The organism is Nonomuraea sp. JJY05, assembly GCF_043496855.1.
Lineage (GTDB): Bacteria > Actinomycetota > Actinomycetes > Streptosporangiales > Streptosporangiaceae > Nonomuraea.
Window position 1 is genome coordinate 120,709 of the sequence record NZ_JBIEIS010000015.1, and the last position, 20,474, is coordinate 141,182.

Here is a 20,474-nt window from a genome sequence, read left to right on the forward strand (position 1 = left end):
GCCGATCGTTCGACATAAGGGTGTAAGCCAGAACATGCACCCGGAAGGACGGTCACCATGGCTCAGTACGCGATCCTCATCTACGCGAAGTCCCACGTCGACGAGGCCGAGGTCGTTCCCGGAGCACGGGAGGCCCATGACCGGAACTTCGAGGACATGGTGAAGTCCGGCGCGCTGGTCGCGGCATTCGCGCTGCAGCCCGCCGCCGACACGGCGACCTCGATCCGCGGCGACGTGGTGACGGACGGCCCGTTCGTCGATGCCAAGGAGGTCATCGCGGGATTCGCCATCATCGAGGCGCCCGACCTGGACGCCGCTCTGAAGATCGCTCGCACCAATCCCGCCACCCAGCAGGGCGGCGGGGTCGAGGTGCGGCCCGTCGAAGGCGGCTTCGTCGCGGATCGGCCCGCTACGGCATGACGTCTCCGGCAGACGTCCAATCGGCGGTCGCGGACGCGCACCGTCGCGGGTGGGCCCTGGTGCTCGCCGCGACGGCGCGCGTCGCGCGCGACCTGGACCTGGCCGAGGAGTGCGTACAGGAGGCGTATGCCGCGGCCCTGGCGAGCTGGTTCCGCGATGGGATCCCGAACCACCCGGAGGCGTGGCTCATCACCGCGGCCAGGCGCCGCGCGATGGACTCGGTGCGGCGCGAGCAGAGGTTCCGCTCGAAACTCCCGCTGCTGGTGGAGCCCGGGGAGACGGAGGACGAGGTGGCCATCGACGAACCGGCCGCCGTCGAGCCGGGGGACGTGGTGCCGGACGAGCGGCTGAGACTGATCTTCATGTGCTGCCACCCGGCGTTGGCGCAGGAGGCGCAGCTGGCACTCACGCTGCGGCTGGTGTGCGGGGTGACGACCGCCGATGTCGCCCGGGCGCTTCTGGTGTCGGAGCCGACGATGGCTGCCCGGATGACCCGGGCGAAGAAGAAGATCTCGGCCACGCGGATCCCCTTCCGGCTGCCGGAACAGGCTGAGCTGCCTGATCGGCTGCGCGCGGTGCTCGGCGTGATCCATCTGCTGTTCACCGCCGGGCATACCGCGCCGTCCGGCGCGTCGCTGGTGCGTACGGACCTGGTGGACCAGTCGTTGCGGCTGGCCCGGATGCTGCGGGAGCTGATGCCCGACGAGCGGGAGGTGCGGGGGCTGCTCGCTCTGCTGCTGGTCACCGATGCCCGGCGCGCCACCCGGGTCGATGCCGACGGTCGCTTGCTGCGGCTGGAGGACCAGGATCGATCGCTCTGGGACCGTTCGGCGATGTCCGAGGCGCACGACCTGATCGTGGACGGGCTGCGCGGCGGGCGACCGGGCCGCTATGTCCTGCAGGCCGCGATCGCCTCCCTCTACGCCGAGGCACCGTCCTACGACCAGACCGACTGGCCGCAGATCGTGACCCTGTACGACGAACTGCTGTCGGTGTGGCCGTCACCGGTGGTGGCGTTGAACCGTACGGTGGCGCTGTCGATGGTCTCCGGGCCGGCGCGGGCGCTGGAAGAGGTCGCGAGGTTGGAGAAGGACGGCCGGCTCGAAAGATACCAGTACCTGCCGGCGATCAAGGCGGATCTGCTGCATCGGCTGGGCCGCTGGGAGGAGGCCTCGATCGCCTACCGACAGGCGCTGGAGTTGACCGCAAACGACGCCGAGCGCGAGTTCCTGTCCGAACGCCTCGCCGGTCCACATCGACCATAGGCACCACGCTCTCGCCCGTCTCGCCGGTCCGCATCGGGCACAGGCACCCTGTCCGTGTCCTCCTCGACGGTCCAGATCGGCGCCCTGCCCTCGCCCGCCAGTCCTAGTCCAGGACCCGCACCGCCCCAACCAGCCGACACCGGCCGCCGTGCGGGTGGCGACCTAAAGCGCCGTTGGGCCGAACACGCGCCCGCATGTGACCACGAACCGGATCAGGCGGCACCAGGCTACGCCCAGCGGCACGCCGACGGAGGCCCTTTGAACTCCCCCTCCGCAACGGCTCGACCAGAGCGTCCTCATACCACGCTGACCCCGAACCCGGGGCCGCTGGTCCGCGGGGCTCCGTCACGCTGGTACTTGAGGTGCCCCATCGCCTCCCAGCCGCTTGGCGAGCGTCAACGCCTAACAGTGGTCGCAGCCCGGCGGGATCCGGTCACACCCGGTCGTCGGATTCCAGGTGGTCTCGGTTCACTCGATCTTGGTTGCTGTGCTCATGCCGCCATCCGGCCGACGCTCAAGGCCCGCATGTCCGGCTCGGTGCGGCCGGAACGGGTCGCAGACACGCAGCAGGCGGCGGTCGGGGCCGGCGCGAGCAGGGCAGGCGGCCACCCCGGCCGCCGCCGTGCCTTTTCGGTGGGAATTTGGGCATGTTTGTAGGTCTATTTCGCCCTTGGTGCCCTCTCGGAGGGTCGAGACTCGGCCGTTGACGGGAGGGCCGTGGCGATGCAGTCGAGGACGCGCTGGAGCCCGTGCCGGAACTGGTCGTCGCGGCTCAGGTGCGGCTGGCGCGCCTCCATCACGATCTTGGTGAAGATCGGATATTCCCCGCTCTTCACCAGCTGGTCGACGTACGGGCCGCTCCGCGCCATCCACTCCGACTCGCTGAGCCCGCTGCGGCGGACTTCCCCGGCCGAGCCGATCTGCTCGCGGACGGTGCCCTCGATGTAGCTGTTCAGCATGGCCACGAAGCCGAGGTTCTCGTCGATGGGCACGAAGGCGTCGAGCACTCCCATCAGCCGTTCGATCAAGAGCAGCTGGTTGGGGCCGAAGCTGGGGAGTGACCGTTGCACGGTGGCGATCCACGGGTGCCTCAGCCACATGGCCCGCAGCCCGTCGGCATAGCGGGTCAGGTCGGCGCGCCAGTCGCCCGAGGGCATGCCCGTGACGTCGATCTCGCCCATCAGCTGGTCGGTCATGAGCTCGACCAGGTTGTCGCGGCTCGGGACGTACCGGTAGAGGGACATCGCGCCGGCGCCGATCTCGGCGGCGATCCGCCGCATGGTGGCGGCCTCCAGCCCCTCGGCGTCGGCGATCCGGACGGCCGCCTCGGTGATCTGCGCGCGGCTGTAGGCCGGCTTCGGCCCGCGGGCGGGGCGCTCGGGCCGCATCCAGATGTTCACGTACTCGGCGTCCGTCACCGTTCCACCTCCTTGTTGCGTACATAGTACCCAGTGGTTTAGCGTGACCGCCGTAACCGCGTACAACGTACCCAGTGGAGGGGTCATGCCTGATCCGATCGTGGTCGCCGAAGGGCTGCACAAGTCCTTCGGCGACACCCATGCGCTGCGGGGGCTGGACCTGAGCGTGCCGAGAGGAACCGTCTGCGGCGTGCTGGGGCCCAACGGCGCCGGGAAGACGACCGCGGTGCGCGTCCTGGCGACCTTGTCCGATCCCGATGCCGGGCACGCCCGCATCGCCGGATACGACGTCGTCCGCGAGGCCGGCAAGGTGCGCGCCAGGATCGGGCTCGCGGGCCAGTACGCCGCCGTGGACGAGAAGCTCACCGGCCGTGGCAACCTGCGCATGTTCGGGCGCCTGTCCCACCTGTCCCGGCGCGAGGCGCACCGGCGGGCCGACGAGCTGCTCGAACGCTTCGGCCTGATGGACGCCGCAGATCGGCAGGTCACCGGCTACTCCGGCGGCATGCGGCGCCGCCTCGACCTGATCACCAGCCTCATCCTGCGCCCCGAGGTGCTCTTCCTGGACGAGCCGACCACCGGCCTGGATCCGCGCAGCCGCGGCGAGATCTGGGACAACGTCCGCGAGCTGGTGGCGGACGGCACCACGGTGCTGCTCACCACGCAGTACCTGGACGAGGCCGACCAGCTGGCCGACGACATCGCCGTCGTCGACCACGGACAGGTGATCGCCACGGGCACACCCGACGAGCTGAAGGCCATGATCGGCGACCGCCTCGACGTCGTCCTGGAAGACCCCGCCGCGCTGCGTCCGGCGGCGACCGTGCTGAAAGCCCTGGCCAGGACCGATCCCACGATGACCGGCGCCGACCGGCTCAGCGTCGCCCTGCCGGGGGGCGGCTTCCGGCTCGCCGACATCGTGCGCGAGCTCGACCGCGCCGGGGTCGCCGCGGCCGACGTGCGGCTGCGCCGCCCCACCCTCGACGAGGTGTTCCTGCGCCTCACCGACCAGAAGGAGCGTGTCCGATGACCGAGCTCATGAGTGGCCGCCTGCGCTGGACGTTCACCGACGGGCTGACCCTGGTCGGCCGCGAGCTGGGACGACTGCGACACGCTCCGGGCGAACTCGTCGCGGCGCTGATCTTCCCGGCCGTCATGGTGGTGCTGTTCGGGTACGTCTTCGGCAGCGCGATCCAGGTGCCGGACGGCGGCGACTACCGCGAGTACCTCATGCCCGGCCTGTTCGCGATGGTGACCTTCTCCGCGTGGTTGGGGGTCATGACGCGGATGGCCACCGACGCCTCCCGCGGTGTGATGGACCGGTTCCGCTCCATGCCGATGGCGCGCTTGGCGGTGCCGTTCGGGCAGACCGGCGCCGACCTGCTGACCGGCCTGCTGATGCTGGCCATCATGGTGGGCACGGGCCTGCTGGTGGGCTGGCAGCCGCACCGCGGCCTGATTCCCACGGCCCAGGCGTTCCTGCTGATGATCGTGCTGCGGTACGCGCTGAGCTGGGTGGGCGTCTATGTGGGCCTGGCGGTGAAGAACGACCAGGTCGCCGACGCGATGGTGCCGCTGGGCCTGCCGTTCACGATGCTGTCGAACGCGTTCGTCCCGACCGGCGGCATGCCGGGCTGGCTGCGCTTCCTGGCCGACTGGAACCCGGTGAGCGCGCTCACCGCCGCCTCACGAGAGCTGTTCGGCAACCCGGGCGCCCCGTCCGGAAACGTGGCCTGGCCACTCGCGCATCCGGTGACCGCCGTCCTGCTCTGGTCGGCCGCGCTGCTGGTGATCTTCGTCCCGCTGTCACTCCGCGCCTACACGCGCCGAGGACGCTGAACGCTCCAGGCATCTGCAGACCGCGGGCTCTCCTCCGAAGGGCATCAGAGTGGCGCAAAGCATCCGCGAAGAGGTGCGGCAGATCCTGGACTGGGCTGCCGAGGACGGCCGGGAGGTGGAACTGGAGCCGGGGCCGGAAGAGGATCTGTCCCACCTGCATGACAGTGTCCGGCCGGTAGCCCGGCTGCCCGCCGCCGAGTGGCCCGCTTCTACACCGCGCTGCTGACCGCGCTCGGCGCGCCACTGCGTCCACGTCAGCGGCCGGCGGGTTCTGGCGTAACGTTGTGTGCGGGTTGTTCTTGCTGACCAGCGAGCCAGGCCTGACTCAGCTCGCGAAAGCATCCAAGGCGGCGGGAACGGCCTTCGCCATCGTGCTGCTGCCGGTATGCCCCGAGTCGTCCACCACGACGAGCCGTGCGCCGGGCCAGGCCTGGGCCAATTGCCAGGCGTTCTCCAACGGACAGCCCAGGTCGAAGCGGCCGTGGATGAGCACGCCGGGGATGCCGGCCAGCTTGTGTGCATTGCGCAGCAAGATGCCTTCCTCCAGCCAGGCGGCGTTGGAGAAATAGTGGGCGCAGATGCGGGTGAAGGCCAGCAAATCGGCCCCTGGCCGGTCGCTGTAGGCGTTCGGTTTGCCGTTGACCTCCAGGGAGATCACCGCGTCCTCCCAGGCCGCCCAGTCGTGAGTGGCCTTGGCGCGTACGGCGGGGTCGGGGTCGGACATGAGCCGCGCGTAGGCGGCCAGCAGGTCACCGTCGCGTTCGGCCTCGGGGACGCCCTCGCGGAAGCGCTGCCACGGCTCGGGAAAGAAGCGACCCACACCGCGGTAGAGCCAGTCGATCTCAGAGCGGCGGGTCATGGTGACGCCGCAGATGACCATCTCCGACACCCGCGCCGGGTGGGCCTCGGCGTAAGCAAGCATCAGCGTGGATCCCCACGACCCGCCATAGAGCAGCCACCGGTCGACACCGAGATGCTCGCGCAACCGTTCCATGTCAGCGACCAGGTGCTGGGTGGTGTTGGTGCTCAGATCGACGGCCGGGTCGCTGGCGTGCGGCAGGCTCCGACCGCAGTTGCGCTGATCGAACAAGATGATGCGGTAGCGCTCGGGGTCAAAGCCGCGGCGTTGACCAGGCGTGCAGCCCCCGCCAGGACCGCCATGGACGACGAGCGCGGGCTTGCCCTCGGGGTTGCCGCAGACCTCCCAGTAGATGAGGTGGCCGTCACCGGTGTCGAGGTGCCCGTGGTCGTAGGGCTCGATCGGGGGATACATCGCCCCAAGATACAAGCGCCGGCGCCCGAGTCAGCAGGCTCCACCCGCACGTCCTTGCGGGTGGAGCGTGCCTGACCACGGCCTGGTGTCGCATCTCGCTTGCATGACCATCTGTACCTCCCGGCCCCGCCGGCCGCTTGGCCTGACGGGTTCGAGCGCGTCCGCCGCCATCCCGGCCTGCCCGAACTCGCCTGGATCCGACTGATCGGCCCGATGGAGATCGAGATCGTCGCTTCCCTCCTGACGGTCTTCAGCGGGCTGAGCGATGACGTGGCGCGCACGAGGCCGGAGCTCTGACCGCCGCAACACCGGAAAGGTCACTGGCGGTGGGCGCGCAGCGCGGCGAGCAGCCATTGGAAGGCCGGCACCGCCGGTGGGGGCCGGAGGCAGGCCCTTGAGGAGGTCCAGCAGCTGCCAGTACCGCTCCACCCTGGGCTCGGCGACCAGGTCCAGCCAGTTGATCAGGAGGACGGTTTCCCCGGTGGGAAGGTCGGCGGGGATGATCCGGTCCAGAGTCGCGCTAGCCAGGGGTGACTCCGGCGCGATTCCTCTTGCGAGGGCACCGGCCGCGTGCTCGAGGACCAGGGGCCGGAGGTTGAGGCCGTACTCGAGCCGGTTGTCCTCCTTGCCGCTCAGGACCATCTCCCGGACCGTTCGCCGGAAGTTCTCGTCGGTGACCAGCCCGGCCAGTTCCACCCAGGCATCCACCTGCTCGGACGTCGGGTCTTCGGGGAGCTCGGGCGGGAGGTCGCCCATCCATCCCGCGACGAGGGCGGCGTCCTCGTCGACGACGTCGGCGAAGGCGGTGGCGACGAATTCGTCGATGATCTGCCGGCGTTCGCGTGCCGACAGTCGGGCCAGTGCGTGCATCAAGGCGATCTCCTCGGCGCTGTTGTCACGTCGGGCGAGCACACGCAGGACGGCACGCCGTACCTTCAAGGTGCGGATCTCCACGTCGAGCGCTTTGACGTGTGTCTCCGCCAGGTCCCTCAGCGTGGCCCGCCTCTCCACGATCTGCTGGACGGCGTCAAGACCGAGCCCGAGCTCGCGGAGCGTCCGGACGAGGTCCAGCCGTGCGACGGCCTCGGCGTCATAGAGCCGATATCCCCCGTCCGACCGCCGGGCCGGGGGGACGATACCGCTGTCGGACCAGAACCGGATCGTACGCGGGTGCAGCCCGGTGCGCTGGGCCAGCTGCCCGATCGTGTAGAGGTCCGTTGCGTTGCTCATGGCTCGAATCTGCACCTTCCACCCACTGGAACCTCAAGTGGTGGGTCCACATTGTGCCGGATCGAAAGACGGCCGGCCGCTGAGCGAAGTTGACAGTGTGGGCAATGAGTAAGGTGAGGACTCATGTCGAGGTATGCGCTTGTCGCCGCGGTCGTGGCCGCGGACACGGCGCTGTTGTGGATGGACGGGACGCAGGGGCCGGCGCTGGCCGCGTACGCGGCGGCGTACGCGCTCACCATGACGGCGGCGGAGCGCCGGCCGTTCGCGTCCTTCCTCGCGGCGCTGGCGCTGGCGGTGCTCACGGGCGCTTCGCTGGCCCTGCTCGCCTGCACCGGTTTCCAGGCCGGGCAGCGCATCTCCACCCGCCGGGACGTCGTCGTGACGGCAGGCGCCTTCACCGCGTACGTGTGCGTTCTCCTGCTGGCCGAGGAGCGCTCCCCCGGCGAGCAGGGCCCTTGGATCACCTTGGCCCGCGTCGCCCTGCTGACCGCGCTGCCGCTGCTGGCCGGCCGGTACGTGGCCCAGGAGCGCGAGCACCTGCGCCGGGAGAGGGCCCTCGTCGCCGAGCAGGAACGGCTGCGCGAACGGCTGCGCATCGCCCATGACATGCACGACTCGCTCGGTCACCTGCTCAGCCTGGTGTCCGTGCAGGCCGCCGCGCTGGAGGTGGGCCAGTTGCCCACGGAGCAGCGGCGGGCGATGCGCGGCCTGGCCGACACCGCACGTGCCGCCGCTGCCGAGCTGCACGAGGTGGTCAACGCGCTGCGCGGCCATGACGTCCTCGGCCTGGAGGAGATCGAGGGCCTCGTCACCCGGTCCCGGGCGGCGGGCGCCTCGGTGGTGTTCGAAATGTCCGGCGAGGCCGTCCCGCTCACCGACCCGAGGGCCGCCCACGCCGCGTACCGAGTCGTCCAGGAAGGGCTGACCAACGCGGTCAAGCACGCGTCCGGCATGCCGATCACCGTGTCGCTCGATTGGCAGCCCGACGCCCTCCTGATCTCGGTGGCGAACCCGGCGCCCCACCGTCGGCCCTCTGCCGGCGGCGGGAGCGGCCTGCGCGGGCTGACCGAACGCGTCGCCGCGGCCGGGGGCCTGCTGCGCGTCCATGCGGAGGCGCGCGAGTTCCGGATCGTCGCGATGCTCCCGCTCGTGCCGGCCCTCGCGGGGGCCGCCGCATGATCAGGACGTTGATCGCCGACGACGAACCCCTCATCACCGCCGGCATCCGTACCGTCCTGGAATCGGCCGGGGACATCGAGGTGGTGGCCGTCGCAGGCGACGGGCGCGAGGCGGTGCGGGCCGCCCAACGACACCGCATCGACGTCGCGCTCCTCGACATCGCGATGCCGGTGATGAACGGCCTGGCCGCGGCGGCCGAGCTGACGGGGCCGCGCGTGGTGCTCCTCACTGCCTTCGGCGACGAGGACAACGTACGGCGAGCGGTACGGCAGGGCGTGTCCGGCTTTGTCCTGAAGACGTGCACCCCGGACGAGCTGATCGGGGCGGTCCGTGCCGCTCACGCCGGGCACGCGTACCTGTCGCCGGCCGTGGCGCGCCAGGTGCTCGACATGGCGGCACCGGCCGCCGGCGAGCGCGAACGCGACGCCGCCGACCGGCTGGCCGCGCTCACGGCACGCGAGGCCGACATTCTCGCCCTGGTGGCGCAGGGCCTGTCCAACGCCGAGGTCGCCCGGCACGTCCACATGACCGAGGCGAGCGTCAAGACCTACGTCAGCCGCATCCTCGCCAAGCTGAACTGCGCCAACCGGGTGCAGGCGGCCCTGCTGCTGCGCGATGCGCAATCCCCTGGCTGAGGCTCGGCGAAGGTTGGCGTCGAAGTTCGCCAGGTAGGCGTTGATGAAGTGGTCGCGGAACCCGTCACCGCCGGGCGCCAACAGGTCGGCGGTGCGGCCCTTCGCCCGGTCGGCCAGCCCCGCCGCCACCGGCATCTTCCCCCGTAGCCTGCCCTTGACGTCGAAGTAGCGCTCCTCGGCCACGTGCTGGAACAGCGGCGGGGGCGGGAGCTGGGCGACGACGTCGTTGTTGTTGACGAAGCGGAACATCCGGCCCCGGAACGCCTCGTCGTAGGCGGCGGCCAGCGTCGGGCAGCAGGTGCGGGGCTGGCCGAAGGTGTAGACGCCGTCGGCGAGCAGGCTCGGGTCCTCGAAGTACGTGCGCGCCGCCGCCAGCATGGCCAGGGCGCCGCCGAGACTGTGCCCGGTGAACCAGAGCGACTGCCCGTCGGCGCGCCAGTTCTCCAGCGTGTCCCGTCCTTGTAGGCCAGCTCGGCGGCGTAGGGCAGCGCGCGTGCGTCAGGGTGTAACCGGTGGTCGCGTGATCGAAGCTGATCGTGGTCATGTGTCCCCCTCGCCGCTGGTGGGGGGAGATGGCAGCTCAGCCATGGTCATCCCCAAGAACCCGGCGATCGCCTTCTCGGCGACTTCCGCCTGCCGGCCAGATCCCGGGGAGAACGGCTCGAACTCCGCATGCCCACCGCCGCGACCTTCACCCGGCAGGGCGGATGGCCGGTCCTCGTAGGCGTTCAATAAGGGGATTGTTGAACAATGCTACGATCGTCTCCACCTCGCTCCCGCGCCCCACCGGCGAAAGGACGCCCTTGACCAGCCAGACACCCTCCACCGAGACCGCGGTGCGCGCCTGCGCGATCCGGGCCAAGCAGAGCTGCCCGGCCCTCGAACGCGCCACGGACGCGAGCATCGACACCGCGCTGCGCGGCATGGCCGAGCGGCTGCGCACCGCACGGGACACCCTCGTCTCCGCCAACGAGGAGGATCTCGCCGCAGCCGTCTCCGCCGGGATGTCACCCGCCCTCCAGGACCGCCTGCGCCTCACCGGCGCACGGCTGGACGGCATGGCCGCGGAGCTCCACATCCTGGCGGACGTGCCGCACGAGCCTCGGGACCAGGTCCTCGAAGAGCGCCCCGACCACCTCACCCTGCTGGAACGCCGCCGGCCCGTCGGCGTCATCGGCGCGAACTTCGAGGCACGCCCCAACGTCACCCTCGACATCGCCTCCCAGTTCCTCAAATCGCGCAACGCGGGCGTCCTGCGCACCGGCTCGGCCGCGCTGCGCTCGTCCCGGGCCATCGTGGAGCACGTGATCGCACCCGCCCTCGCCGACGCCGGTCTCGACCCGGACGCCGTCCAGCTGGTGCCCAGCGAGGACCGCTCGGCGGCGTACGCGCTGGTGTCCCTGCCCGAGCTCATCCCGCTGGTCATCCTGCGCGGCAGCGGCGACAGCACCCGCGACCTCGGCCGCGAGGCCGCCCGGCACGGCGTGCGCACCCTCGCGCACGCCGACGGGGGCGGCGTCCTGTACATCCACTCGGCCGCCGACGACGACACCGTCCACCGGCTCATCGCCGACAGCCTCGACCGGCTGGGCGTGTGCAACCGGCTCAACCTGCTGCTCATCGACCGGTCCTGCTACGACGAGCGGCTGCCGGGCGTCCTCGCGGTCCTGGACCGCCTCGGCGTCGGCGCTTCCCTTCCCCCGCACGCCCACCCGCGCGGATACGAGTGGTCGCTGGACCCGGAGCGCGCGGCCACCGTCACCGTCGACGCCGTCGACGGCCCGCCGCACGCGGCCCGGATCGCCAACGAGGAGACCTCCGGGCTGGCCGCTGCCGTGGCGACCGAGGATCCGGCCGCCGCCGCGCAGTTCATCGACGCCTACGCCGGCTCCGGGGTGTTCTGGAACTCCACCACCCGGCTCCTGGACGGCTTCAAGCTGCTGCGCCTGCCGGAGACTGGCATCAACATCGACCGGGTGCCCGGCCCGCGCGGCCCGGTGAGCTTCCGGGACCTGTACCTGCGGCAGTACCTGGTCGTGCCGAGCGAGCGGCTCACGTCCTGACCGCGCGCGTGCGCTCCGGCCGCTCCAGCGCGATCAGCTGCCCGAGCAGCCCGCCCGCCGGATCACCCGGCAGGACTCAGAGCATGTCGCCTTCGGCCACGGGCGCCTTCTGCAGCACTACCAGCCGCGCCAGATCCGTACGGGAGCCGATGCCCAGCTTCGGATAGATCTTGTACAGGTGATACTCGACCGTCCGCGGGCTCAGGAACAGCTGCGCGGCGATCTCCTTGCTGGACAGGCCGTCGGCGACCAGGCCCGCGATGCGCAGCTCCTGGGGGGTCAGCACGTCCAGCGCCGGGCCGCGGGCGGGCTCGGCGCTCTCGCCCGCCGCCCGCAGCTCGCCGTGCGCGCGCCGCGCCCACGGCTGCGCGCCCGCCCGACGGAACGTCTCCAGCGCCGCCCGCAGATGCGGCCGCGCCTCGCCGGGCCGGTGCGCGCGGCGCAGCCGTTCGCCCAGGAGCAGCGCGGTCCTGGCCGCCTCGTACGGGTTCGCGTGCAGCCGCAGCGCCTCCTCCAGCTCCTTCTCCTGGCCGGCGCCGGCCAGGGCGCGGCAGCGGGTCAGCAGGGCGCGTGACTCCGGGGTGGCTGCCTGCGCCGACCAGCGCTCGTACGCCTCCAGCGCCGCCCGCGCCGCCTCCAGGTCGCCCGCGCCCACGGCGGCCTCGATGCGATCCGGCGTCGAGCGCCACACCACCGTCGGGTGCCCGGCCCCCGGGCCCGCGGCCGCGATCGCGGTGAACCGGTCGTGCGCCGCGGCGAAGCGGCCCATCCCCAGGTCCAGCATGGCCAGCGCGTACGCGGCCACGCCCGCGCGCAGGCCCACCCGGTGCGGGATCGCGATGGCCAGCGCCTCCTGGGCGTGCCCGCGGCACGTCTCCTCCTCGCCCCGCAGCGCCGCCAGCACCGCGAGGTTGGCCAGATGCGCGGCCACCGTGTTGGCGTACCCGGCCTCGCGGGCCAGCTCCAGCCCCTCCTCGGACAGGGCCTGGCTCTCCGCCAGCCGCCCGGCGATCCGCTCGCCGGTGGCCACGAACTCCAGCACCACGGGCAGCTGCCCCACCATCCCCGACACCCTGGCCGCCCGGCCCGCCCGGGCGGCCAGGTCGGCCGCCAGATCGGCCTCGCCCAGGTAACTGGCCGCCGCCGTCGCCCACAGGAACCCGGCCGCCTCCGTCAGCTCCCCGGTCCTGCCCAGCGCCCGCCTGAGCAGCTCGTGCCCGGTGCCGTCCGAGAGCATCAGGCCGATGCCGGCCAGCACGTCGCGCAGGAACCCCTCGGGGAAGGCCGCCGCCCGCCGCCCGATCTCGACGATGGAGGCGGTGTCGCCCACGTACGAGGCCGCCTCGGCGGCGTCGGCCAGCATCTCCAGGTTGTCGCCCGTGGTCAGGATCCGCACCGCCTCGGCGGCGCTTCCGGAGTTCAGCTCGAACCTGCCACGCAGCTGGGCGATCTCCATCTCCAGCGCGTGGTCCCCGCCCGCGTGGTCGCGGGCCTCGGCCAGCAGGGACTCCGCCTGCCCCGGGCGGCCGCCGAGCCAGGCGGCCACGGCGGCGTCCTTGAGCCTGACCGCCCGGGTGTGCGCCGCCGGGGTCAGCTCGGCGGCCCTGGCCAGGGCGGTGGCGGCGGCGCCGTACCCGCCGCGGTCGCGTGCCCGGACGGCGGCCTCGGTGAGCGCGGCGGCGACGCTTTCGTCCTGGCCGAGCGCGGCCGCCGCCAGGTGCCAGGCGCGGTGGTCCCCTTGCGACAGCCCGGCCAGTGCCTCGTGCGCCGCCCGGCGGGACGCCGGCGCCGCGGCCTCGTGCACGGCCGAGCGGATGAGAGGATGGCGGAAACGTACGGACGCGCCCTCGACCCGCACCAGCCCGGCGACCTCCAGCTCATGCAACGCCGCCCGCCCCGCCGCCGCCCCTCCGGGAGCCGCCGACTCGTGCGCCGCCGCCCGTCCGGGGGCCTCCGGCCCGGCCGGCGCCGCCCTGCCCGCGCCCATCCGCCCGGCGGCGCGCAGCACCAGGTCGAGGTCGCTTTCCACGGCCGCGAGCAGCGCCACCAGCCGGGCGTCCGCCGGCAGCGCGGCCACCTGCTCACCGAACAACTGCGCGCCACCGGGCAGCGGGTCGGGCAGCGGCTCACGGCCCGCGAGCTGTCCGGGGCTCAACCGCCGTACGATCTCGCGCAGGGCCAGCGGGTTGCCGCCGGTCGCCGCCACGAGCTCCCGCTTGACGGCGGGCGGCATCGCGGCGTCGAGCAGCTCGGCCGCCGCCGGCTCCGGCAGGCCGCCGAGCCGCAGCGGCGGCACGCCCTTCACCGGCGCGTCCCCGCGCACGGCCAGCAGCATCGCGATCCGCTCCGTGGCCAGCCGCCTGGCGGCGAACAGCAGCGCGTCCGCCGAGGCCCGATCCACCCACTGGAAGTCGTCGACCACGCAGACCAGCCCGTCCGGCGCGGCGGCCTCGGCCAGCAGCGACAGCACCCCGGCCGACAGCAGGAACCGGTCCCCGGACGCGCCCCCGCCCAGCCCGAGCGCCCCGCGCACCGCCTCGCGCTGCGGCCCCGGCAGCGCGTCCAGCAGCCCGGCGACCGGCCGCAGCAACTGGTGCAGAGCGGCGAAGGCCAGGTCCGACTCGGGCTCGACGCCGGTCGTCCTGAGCACCCGCATGGATCCGCCCCGGGAGGCCGCCAGGTCGAGCAGGGCCGTCTTGCCGACCCCCGCCTCGCCACGCAGCACCAGGGCATCACCCGCGCCCTCGCGGGCCCGGGAGATCAGATCATCGATGGCGGCGATCTCCGCCGATCTTCCGAACAGCACAAGCGCCCACTGTATGCCCAAACCCGGACACTCCCGGCGGGGCAGCGTTCACTGCAGGAACGCCAGCGCCCGCCGGGCCACGACGTGGGCCGACTTCCCCTCCGGGCCGAAATGGTTGAGCCCGTCCAGGGTCTCCAGCGTGGCGTGCGGAAGGGTGTCACGCAGGATCGCGAACTCGTCCCTCATCGCGGGCGCGGTGCGGCCGCCGCACAGGACCAGCACCTCGGCGCGCACGGCGGCGAACCCGGCGAGCCTGCCCTGCTGCGCCGCAATCTGCTCGTGCTCCATCACATTGGCCTCCAGCAGGGGGAGCATCCGCCGCCAGGCCGCGCCGCGGAACCCGATGCGCAGAGCCATGCGCAGATACCAGTGGGGCATCCTGGCCATGAAGGCGGGCGCGCCGCCTGAGCCCCGGATGAAGTGCACGAACGCGCCGTGAGGATCCCCCGCGGCCAGCCGTTCCCGGTAGGGGGCCATCCAGGCGGTGGGGACGGGGGCGCACGGCACTCCCGGCTCATAGGTCACGACGCGGTCGAAGACCGGATGCGCCCGCGCGGTCTCCAGGACGACGAGCCCGCCGTAGCTGTGCCCGAACGCCAGCCGGGCGCCGGTCTCCGCCTGCACGGCGCGCAGGTCGTCCACTTCCTTCGCCAGGCTGTAGCCCGGCCCGAGGGGGCCGCTGGCGCCGCGTCCTCGCCGGTCGACGAGGTGGACGGTGAAGGCGGTGGCCAGCTCGCCGGCCAGCGGCAGGTAGTCCGTGCCGCTGCGGAGCGCACCACCGAGCACGATGAGGCCGGGCCCGGCGCCCGTCGTCCGGTAGGTGATCGGCGTGCCGTCGGCCGAAGTGACGGCCTGTAAGGCTGCGGTCGTCATGTGGACTTCTCCTGTTCCCAGCGCTCGAATGCCTGCAGCAGTCGCGCGGTGTGCTCGGCGTACTCCTCGTACGGCACGCCGCTGTGAGCCACGAGGGCGGCCAGGCGGTCCTCGAACCCCCGCTGGACCGAGGCTACGAGCTCCTTGCCCTTGTCGGTGAGGCTCAGCCGTCGCTTACGCCCGCCGTCCGGGTCGGGCCGCACGTCGAGGAGCCCTTCGGCGGCCAGGACGGCGGTCATGCGGCTGACCGAGGGCTCGGTCACGCCGAGATACTCGGCCAGCGTCCGCTGCGTCGAGGCCCCCAGCCTGCCGACCAGGGTCAGCGCCAGGAAACGGCGGTAGGACACCTGGTGCTCGGCCCGCAGGATGCGGTCGGCCGCCCGGTCCAGACGCGCGGTGAGCACGTGCAGGTCGAAGCTCAGATTTCGATCCACACCCCTAACTTAACATGCTAACTTAGAAATGCAAGTTACCTGCCGGGCGATCATCGCGACGCGGGCGCCGGCTGGTCGCTCTCGGCAGGTTCGTCGCGCACCGGCTCAACCTCGGAGCACTGTCCGCGGCAGTAGCCGTTGGTGACGATCAGCCGTCCGCGAGCGGGCGTATAGGCGCTGTCAGGCACAGCGACGATCACGCCGTGGCAGGTGGCGCAGATGAGCGGCTGGTCGGCTGTCATGAAAGCCCTTCCGAAGGTCCTCGCGCGAACGGTGAACCCGAGACTCCTGCCGGCAGGACCGTCTCGGTCGTGGACCACCATGCCGGACGCCACCGACAATTCTCGCCGCCACGGCCGGCCCGGAGTGGGTGTGTACTTGGGAGCCCGACATCTATCGAGATCCCTGGAGAAGTCGTCATGACCACGCCCGAGCCCATCACGACCTGGCGCGACGCTCGCTTCGACATGCCCGTCAGTCAGCAGCTGGAGCGCTACGACGCGTTGGCCGCCAAGGACGCGGCGGCTCGCGCCCGGGTCGAGCTGGTGACCCGGGGGATCTATGACCCCGCCCGGCACGGCGCGGACGACCGGCCCGCGCTCACCGTGGCCGAGCACCTCGAGCTGCTGGCGCTGGCGGAGTGCATCGCGCGGACCGTACGCCATCCCGCCCACGTCCATCACGCGCTGCTGGCCGGGGCCACCTGGGCCGACATCGCCCGGATCATCGACTCCGACGAGCTCACCGTCCGGCGGGACTACCAGCGGTGGGCCGACGACCAGTACGACCTCCACCAGAGCTACCCCAACCTCGGCATGACCGCCGACGAGCACGCCGCCGCGACCGCCAGGGCCGGCCAGGGCGCGAGGGACGCCTGAGCGGACCGGATGAGGAGGGCACCAGGGCGCGGCGGCCGCACCAGGCCGGGCGAGACTCCGGCGACGCCTCGGGGTGCCGCTCGTCCGGCCTGGGCCGGTGCGATGGAGAACGCCGGAAACGGTCAGGCGCCGCCTCTTTTCAGTGCGTGAGCAGAGGCGGCGCCTTCATGTTCCTTCCCTTGGACAACACAGCCCACACCAGCCCCGCCTCACCGCCTCCCCCGCGGCCGCCGTGGGCAGCTGCTCCAAGACCGCGAGCACCGACCACTCCGTGAGCGTCAGGTGCCACAGCGGGCTTGAGACCTGCTTCCGGGTCTACGGCTACTTCTGCTCCACCTCGTCCCGCTCCTACGTGCCGGGCAGCCTGGTCTACATGGGCAGCACGAGCAAGACCACCAGCGGCGCCTACCACAGCGGCAAGTGGTACGTGAAGGGCTGCTACGTGACCGACGGCTGCTGAGCAGCCGCCCGGCGCCTGGCCTCTCCCCCGAGGTCCAGGCCCCCTGCGGCGGTCAGTGCCGGTACGCGGCGACGACCTCCACCTCGACGAGCCAGCCCGCGACCGGGAGGTTGGCGATCTCGATCGTGACGCGGGCCGGGCGGGCCGGGTTGGCCTCCATGGGCGGGGCGGGCGGCGCGGTGCCGAGCGGGACGGGTACGGGCCGGCCGGTGGCCAGGTCCGTGTTGGCGAAGAACTGGCGGTAGGCGCGGTTCCAGCCGGCGAAGTCGGCCGACTCGGCTCCGGGCGGCCTCTCCAGGTAGGCGCGCATGGAGACGACGTCGGCCAGGCCCAGCCCGGCCGCGGTGAGGTTGGCCTTGATGCGTTTGAGCACGTTGAGGGCCTGGGCCTCGGTGACGGTGACGCCCGGGGGCAGGGCCGCGCCGGGGAAGTCGACGTAGCGTTCGGGAGAGTCGGCCGGGGCCGCGGGGTTGGCCGCCGCCGGTCCCAGGCCGCTGGCGGTGTACGTGGCCACCTGCTTCCCGAGTGCCACTCCGTCGGCGATCGCGGGGTTGGTGGTGCCCTCGGGGAGGAACGGTTTGACCTCCTGCGGCCGGGGCGACCAGGTGGGGGTGGCGGCGGCCGTACCCGTGCCGAGGACGAGGACGACGGCCGCGGGGAGGGCGATGGTGCGGAGCTTCATGCGGAGGTGTCCTCTCAGGAGGTGCTCAGGACGCGCTGGTGCAGCTCGGTGACGACCTTGCGGGCGGACTCCAGGGCTCCCGCCTGCCAGGCGATCATGTAGCTCAACCAGTCGCCGGCGAAGTACACGTGCCCGGCGGGCTTGCCGAGGAGCTGGTACGCGCCCTGCCGGGACGGCCAGCCCACCCACGCGCCCTCGATGTGCGGCTGCAGTTTCCAGGCGATGGACACCGACGAGGCCAGTTCGTCGCGATATTTCGCACCATGGATTTTCATGCCCTGCTCGATCGCCCGGCGCTCGCGCTCGGCGGGTTTCAGCGCGGCGTACGCGTCGGCCTGGGCGCCGAAGTTGTAGTAGCCGACGACCATGCCGCGCGCGGCGCCGTACCCGTAGGAGGGGTACCAGATCGTGGCCAGGTCGAGGTCGGTGGCGGTGATGCCGCCGTAGATGTCCTCGTCGACCTCCCACCAGCGGCGGCGGTACTCCAGACCGATCTTGCCCGCGTTCGTGACAGTCGGGGTGGCGAGGGCGGCCTGGACCTCCGCGCCGAGGTTGTGGGCGGTCCTGGCCAGGAGGTGCGGGGGCATCGCCGCGACGCACAGGTCCGCTCTGATCTTCTGCGTACGGCCGTGCCGGTCCTCGTACTCCACCTCCACGCCGTCCGGCAGGTCGGTGATCCTGGTGACCTTGGCGCGCAGCCGGATCCGCTGCCGCCCGATCTTGCCGGCGAAGGCCCGCGGGATCGCGTCCATGCCGCCCACCGGCTGGAACATCAGCATCGCCTGGTCGTAGCCGAACTCGAACGAGAACCGCTGCCCGACGCCGCTCGCCAGCACCTCCGACAGTGACGGCACCGGTCCGAGGGCCGTGCCCGGCTGCTCGCCCGCGCCCGGGTTGACGCTGTGGCCGCGACGGGCGCCTCCGGAGTACTTGAATCCGCTCGCCTTGTCCCCCACCGCCCCGAAACCCGACAGGAAGGCGATCAGCCGCTCTTTGTCCTGCGCGGTGAGCGCGGCGTCCAGCGCCCCCGCGTCGGTCGCCCGCGACAGCAGCTCCGAGACGTACCCGTACACGTCGGCCTTGGCGGTGCGCCAGCGGACGGGGGCCCGCATGTTCTGGTGATAGATGTAGGCCTGGGCGTTGGAGTTGGTGAAGACCTCGAGGTCCACGCCGAGCTCGCGGCAGTAGTCCATGGTGACCATCCACTGCGCCAGCCGGGCCGGCCCCGCGTTGAGGTAGACGCCGTCACCGAACTTCGCGACCTGCGTGGAGCCGTCCAGCTCGGTCACGCGGTCGCCGCCGCGGATGGTCCAGTTCCGGCCGCCCACCCGGTCGAGCGCCTCCAGGATCGTGCAGTCGTAGCCCGCCTTGCCCAGCTCGTACGCCGTGGCGAGGCCGGCGATCCCCGCGCCGAGGATCACGACCTTCTTCGCGGATCGCCCGGTGAGGGAGAAGTCGGACTGCTGCGGCGGGTCGAAGGTTCCCTTCGCGGACGCCTCGGCGGACGGCGCGAGCCCGAGCGCGCCCATGGTCGCGAAGAGCGCGCCTGCCCCACCGGAGACACCGACGGCGGACAGGAAATCGCGTCTGCTGTACCCCAACACTTACCTCCAAGATTTTGCTGGAGGTGAGTCTGGATGCGCTTTGTTGCCGTTCATCCGGCGTTGTGTTGTTTGTGCGTTGCAAGCCGATCATCGGGTTTGTAGTTAAAAGTGAGGTTCTCGTGGTCACCGGCCTTGACTGCAACAGCGCTCGTAGAGGTCACGGGCACTGGTGTGCAGGAGCTGGCCGGACTCGCGCCGCATGCCGCCGACCGGCCACGCCGTGCCGAGCACCTCGACGGCCATGAGGTCCGCGTACAGGCGCCGTCCCTGAGCCCGTACGTCCTTGGCGCCGGCTGGATCGACGAGAGCGATCATCGCGGCGGCGTACATCCATCGGGACCGCCACCGCGCCAGGGCGACGCCACGCTCCTGCCGCGTCGTGGCGTCGCGCATGCCCGTGCGGACGTCCTCGACCGCCACGGCCAGCTCCAGGGCGGCCTGGCGAGCTCGCTCGCGGCGGGCGGTGCGTCGCCGGGCCCTCCACCGGAACACAGCCGCGCAGGCCCCCAGCACCACGATGCCGAGCAACGATATCCCCGCAGCGCCCCACGGTCCGGCCGCGTCCGCCCCAGTGGTGTCTCCAAGCATGTCCGGACCATACGGGCCGCGAGCCCAACAGCCGATCAAGCCCGGCACTTGCCCCGCTCAAGATGGAGCCGACGAGCCCATGGGGGCATTCACCATGAACACCATCCCCAACACTGGGGAATGCCCAGGGCGCCGTCCCACGCGACCATGAAGGAGTTCGCACCGCTGCCGACCGAACCCCTCCTCCCCGGCGGGTCGTGGCGAGAAGGCCGCCGGGTCCGCGAGCCCGCTCTGCGCAAGCGGGCTCGCGGCTTTCCCTGTCAGCGCCCCAGCAGCTTGGCGAGGATCGCGCTCAGCCGGCGGCGCTCGTCGCCGGTGAGGGCGTGGAAGGTGTCGTCGAGAAAGGCAGGGATCGAGGCCTGGGCCGCAGCGAGCCGCCGTCGCCCCGAGTCGGTGATGGTGACGGCGTAGGAACGGCGGTCACGGGGGTTGCGCTCCCTGCGGACATGCCCCTCCCGCTCCAGGTCGTCGCAGACGCCGACCATGACGCTGCGGTCGATCCGCAGCTCTTCGCTGAGCGGCGCGATGTCCAGCCGCTCGGCGCTGAGTTGCGGGAAGTACGCCGCTCCGCGGTCCGTCGCCCTGGTCGTCGTCGCCATCGTTCCGCGGTGTGGAGCTCCATGCTGGCCGCGCGGGCACGCGGCCTGGGCACGGTGTGGACCACCGCTCAGGGGCCGCTCGAACGCGAACTGGCCCGGGTGCTCGGCGTGCCGTACGAGAAGGTCATGCTGGCGGCGTTCGTCCCGCTGGCCTTCACCATCGGCACCGACTTCAAGCCCGCGCCCCGCGTACCGCGAGAGGAGGTCCTGCACTGGGAACGGTGGTGA

22 protein-coding genes and 1 pseudogene are annotated in these 20,474 nt (G+C 71.9%); 11 read left to right on the top strand and 12 right to left on the bottom strand.

What is annotated here, in order from left to right; genetic code table 11:
• The first annotated feature begins 57 nt into the window (after positions 1-57).
• Both ACFKCF_RS24800 and ACFKCF_RS24805 read left to right on the top strand, forming a co-directional pair.
• Positions 58-420 (top strand): YciI family protein, encoded by a 363-nt coding sequence (locus ACFKCF_RS24800; protein WP_394497095.1) that lies wholly within the window; start codon positions 58-60, stop codon positions 418-420.
• The gene (locus ACFKCF_RS24805) at positions 417-1,685 is read left to right on the top strand and encodes an RNA polymerase sigma factor (RefSeq protein ID WP_394497097.1); all 1,269 of its coding nucleotides are present in this window, start codon (positions 417-419) and stop codon (positions 1,683-1,685) included. The genes ACFKCF_RS24800 and ACFKCF_RS24805 overlap by 4 nt, the downstream gene beginning before the upstream one ends.
• A 659-nt stretch (positions 1,686-2,344) precedes the next feature.
• Here ACFKCF_RS24805 and ACFKCF_RS24810 read toward each other — a convergent pair.
• Positions 2,345-3,103, bottom strand: coding sequence for a TetR/AcrR family transcriptional regulator (locus tag ACFKCF_RS24810; protein WP_394497098.1), 759 nt, complete (start codon positions 3,101-3,103; stop codon positions 2,345-2,347).
• Between the two features lie 85 nt (positions 3,104-3,188).
• On the opposite strand from ACFKCF_RS24810, the gene ACFKCF_RS24815 reads away from it, so the two are divergent.
• The 3 genes from ACFKCF_RS24815 to ACFKCF_RS24825 are packed head-to-tail and all read left to right on the top strand — an operon-like array spanning position 3,189 to position 5,168.
• Complete coding sequence (locus ACFKCF_RS24815) at positions 3,189-4,133, top strand: ATP-binding cassette domain-containing protein (protein WP_394497100.1); 945 nt, start codon at positions 3,189-3,191, stop codon at positions 4,131-4,133.
• On the top strand, positions 4,130-4,942 hold the full coding sequence (locus ACFKCF_RS24820) for an ABC transporter permease (protein WP_394497101.1): 813 nt from the start codon (positions 4,130-4,132) through the stop codon (positions 4,940-4,942). The genes ACFKCF_RS24815 and ACFKCF_RS24820 overlap by 4 nt, the downstream gene beginning before the upstream one ends.
• Before the next feature lie 49 nt (positions 4,943-4,991).
• Complete coding sequence (locus ACFKCF_RS24825) at positions 4,992-5,168, top strand: hypothetical protein (RefSeq protein WP_394497102.1); 177 nt, start codon at positions 4,992-4,994, stop codon at positions 5,166-5,168.
• A gap of 99 nt (positions 5,169-5,267) precedes the next feature.
• Here ACFKCF_RS24825 and pip read toward each other — a convergent pair whose 3' ends face one another.
• The gene (pip, locus tag ACFKCF_RS24830) at positions 5,268-6,215 is read right to left on the bottom strand and encodes a prolyl aminopeptidase (protein WP_394497103.1); all 948 of its coding nucleotides are present in this window, start codon (positions 6,213-6,215) and stop codon (positions 5,268-5,270) included.
• A gap of 30 nt (positions 6,216-6,245) precedes the next feature.
• A complete protein-coding gene (locus ACFKCF_RS24835; RefSeq protein WP_394497105.1) occupies positions 6,246-7,445 on the bottom strand; it encodes a MerR family transcriptional regulator in 1,200 nt (399 codons plus the stop codon).
• 123 nt (positions 7,446-7,568) lie between these two features.
• Here ACFKCF_RS24835 and ACFKCF_RS24840 point away from each other — a divergent pair, with 123 nt between their 5' ends.
• The gene (locus ACFKCF_RS24840) at positions 7,569-8,624 is read left to right on the top strand and encodes a sensor histidine kinase (protein ID WP_394497107.1); all 1,056 of its coding nucleotides are present in this window, start codon (positions 7,569-7,571) and stop codon (positions 8,622-8,624) included.
• Positions 8,621-9,259, top strand: a complete 639-nt coding sequence (locus tag ACFKCF_RS24845) for a response regulator (protein ID WP_394497109.1) — start codon at positions 8,621-8,623, stop codon at positions 9,257-9,259. The genes ACFKCF_RS24840 and ACFKCF_RS24845 overlap by 4 nt, the downstream gene beginning before the upstream one ends.
• Before the next feature lie 213 nt (positions 9,260-9,472).
• On the opposite strand, the pseudogene ACFKCF_RS24850 reads toward ACFKCF_RS24845, so the two are convergent.
• Positions 9,473-9,706, bottom strand: a pseudogene (locus tag ACFKCF_RS24850) (lipase family protein); the annotation flags it as partial.
• A gap of 356 nt (positions 9,707-10,062) precedes the next feature.
• Here ACFKCF_RS24850 and ACFKCF_RS24855 point away from each other — a divergent pair.
• Positions 10,063-11,322, top strand: a complete 1,260-nt coding sequence (locus tag ACFKCF_RS24855) for an aldehyde dehydrogenase family protein (RefSeq protein ID WP_394497111.1) — start codon at positions 10,063-10,065, stop codon at positions 11,320-11,322.
• 76 nt (positions 11,323-11,398) lie between these two features.
• Here the strand turns inward: ACFKCF_RS24855 and ACFKCF_RS24860 are convergent, their stop codons facing one another.
• From ACFKCF_RS24860 to ACFKCF_RS24875, 4 genes are read right to left on the bottom strand one after another with little or no spacing between them, the layout of a single operon-like run.
• Complete coding sequence (locus tag ACFKCF_RS24860; protein ID WP_394497112.1) at positions 11,399-14,128, bottom strand: LuxR C-terminal-related transcriptional regulator; 2,730 nt, start codon at positions 14,126-14,128, stop codon at positions 11,399-11,401.
• A 48-nt stretch (positions 14,129-14,176) separates the two neighbouring features.
• A complete protein-coding gene (locus ACFKCF_RS24865) occupies positions 14,177-15,001 on the bottom strand; it encodes an alpha/beta fold hydrolase (RefSeq protein WP_394497114.1) in 825 nt (274 codons plus the stop codon).
• A complete protein-coding gene (locus ACFKCF_RS24870) occupies positions 14,998-15,435 on the bottom strand; it encodes a MarR family winged helix-turn-helix transcriptional regulator (protein WP_394497116.1) in 438 nt (145 codons plus the stop codon). Before ACFKCF_RS24870 ends, ACFKCF_RS24865 begins: the two co-directional genes overlap by 4 nt.
• A 50-nt stretch (positions 15,436-15,485) precedes the next feature.
• Complete coding sequence (locus tag ACFKCF_RS24875; RefSeq protein WP_394497118.1) at positions 15,486-15,677, bottom strand: hypothetical protein; 192 nt, start codon at positions 15,675-15,677, stop codon at positions 15,486-15,488.
• A gap of 177 nt (positions 15,678-15,854) precedes the next feature.
• On the opposite strand from ACFKCF_RS24875, the gene ACFKCF_RS24880 reads away from it, so the two are divergent.
• Positions 15,855-16,313 (top strand): hypothetical protein, encoded by a 459-nt coding sequence (locus ACFKCF_RS24880; protein WP_394497120.1) that lies wholly within the window; start codon positions 15,855-15,857, stop codon positions 16,311-16,313.
• Between the two features lie 271 nt (positions 16,314-16,584).
• Entirely contained in the window at positions 16,585-16,773 is a 189-nt protein-coding gene (locus ACFKCF_RS24885; protein ID WP_394497121.1) for a hypothetical protein, read from the top strand.
• 52 nt (positions 16,774-16,825) lie between these two features.
• Here the strand turns inward: ACFKCF_RS24885 and ACFKCF_RS24890 are convergent, their stop codons facing one another.
• From ACFKCF_RS24890 to ACFKCF_RS24905, 4 genes are all read right to left on the bottom strand, one after another.
• Positions 16,826-17,455, bottom strand: coding sequence for a Rid family hydrolase (locus ACFKCF_RS24890; protein ID WP_394497123.1), 630 nt, complete (start codon positions 17,453-17,455; stop codon positions 16,826-16,828).
• Positions 17,456-17,469: 14 nt separating this feature from the next.
• Entirely contained in the window at positions 17,470-19,056 is a 1,587-nt protein-coding gene (locus ACFKCF_RS24895) for a flavin monoamine oxidase family protein (protein ID WP_394497125.1), read from the bottom strand.
• Between the two features lie 126 nt (positions 19,057-19,182).
• Entirely contained in the window at positions 19,183-19,647 is a 465-nt protein-coding gene (locus ACFKCF_RS24900; protein WP_394497126.1) for a hypothetical protein, read from the bottom strand.
• A 260-nt stretch (positions 19,648-19,907) separates the two neighbouring features.
• A complete protein-coding gene (locus ACFKCF_RS24905) occupies positions 19,908-20,246 on the bottom strand; it encodes a MarR family transcriptional regulator (protein ID WP_394497128.1) in 339 nt (112 codons plus the stop codon).
• Positions 20,247-20,255: 9 nt separating this feature from the next.
• Between ACFKCF_RS24905 and ACFKCF_RS24910 the strand changes: the two genes are divergently transcribed.
• Entirely contained in the window at positions 20,256-20,474 is a 219-nt protein-coding gene (locus ACFKCF_RS24910) for a hypothetical protein (RefSeq protein ID WP_394497130.1), read from the top strand.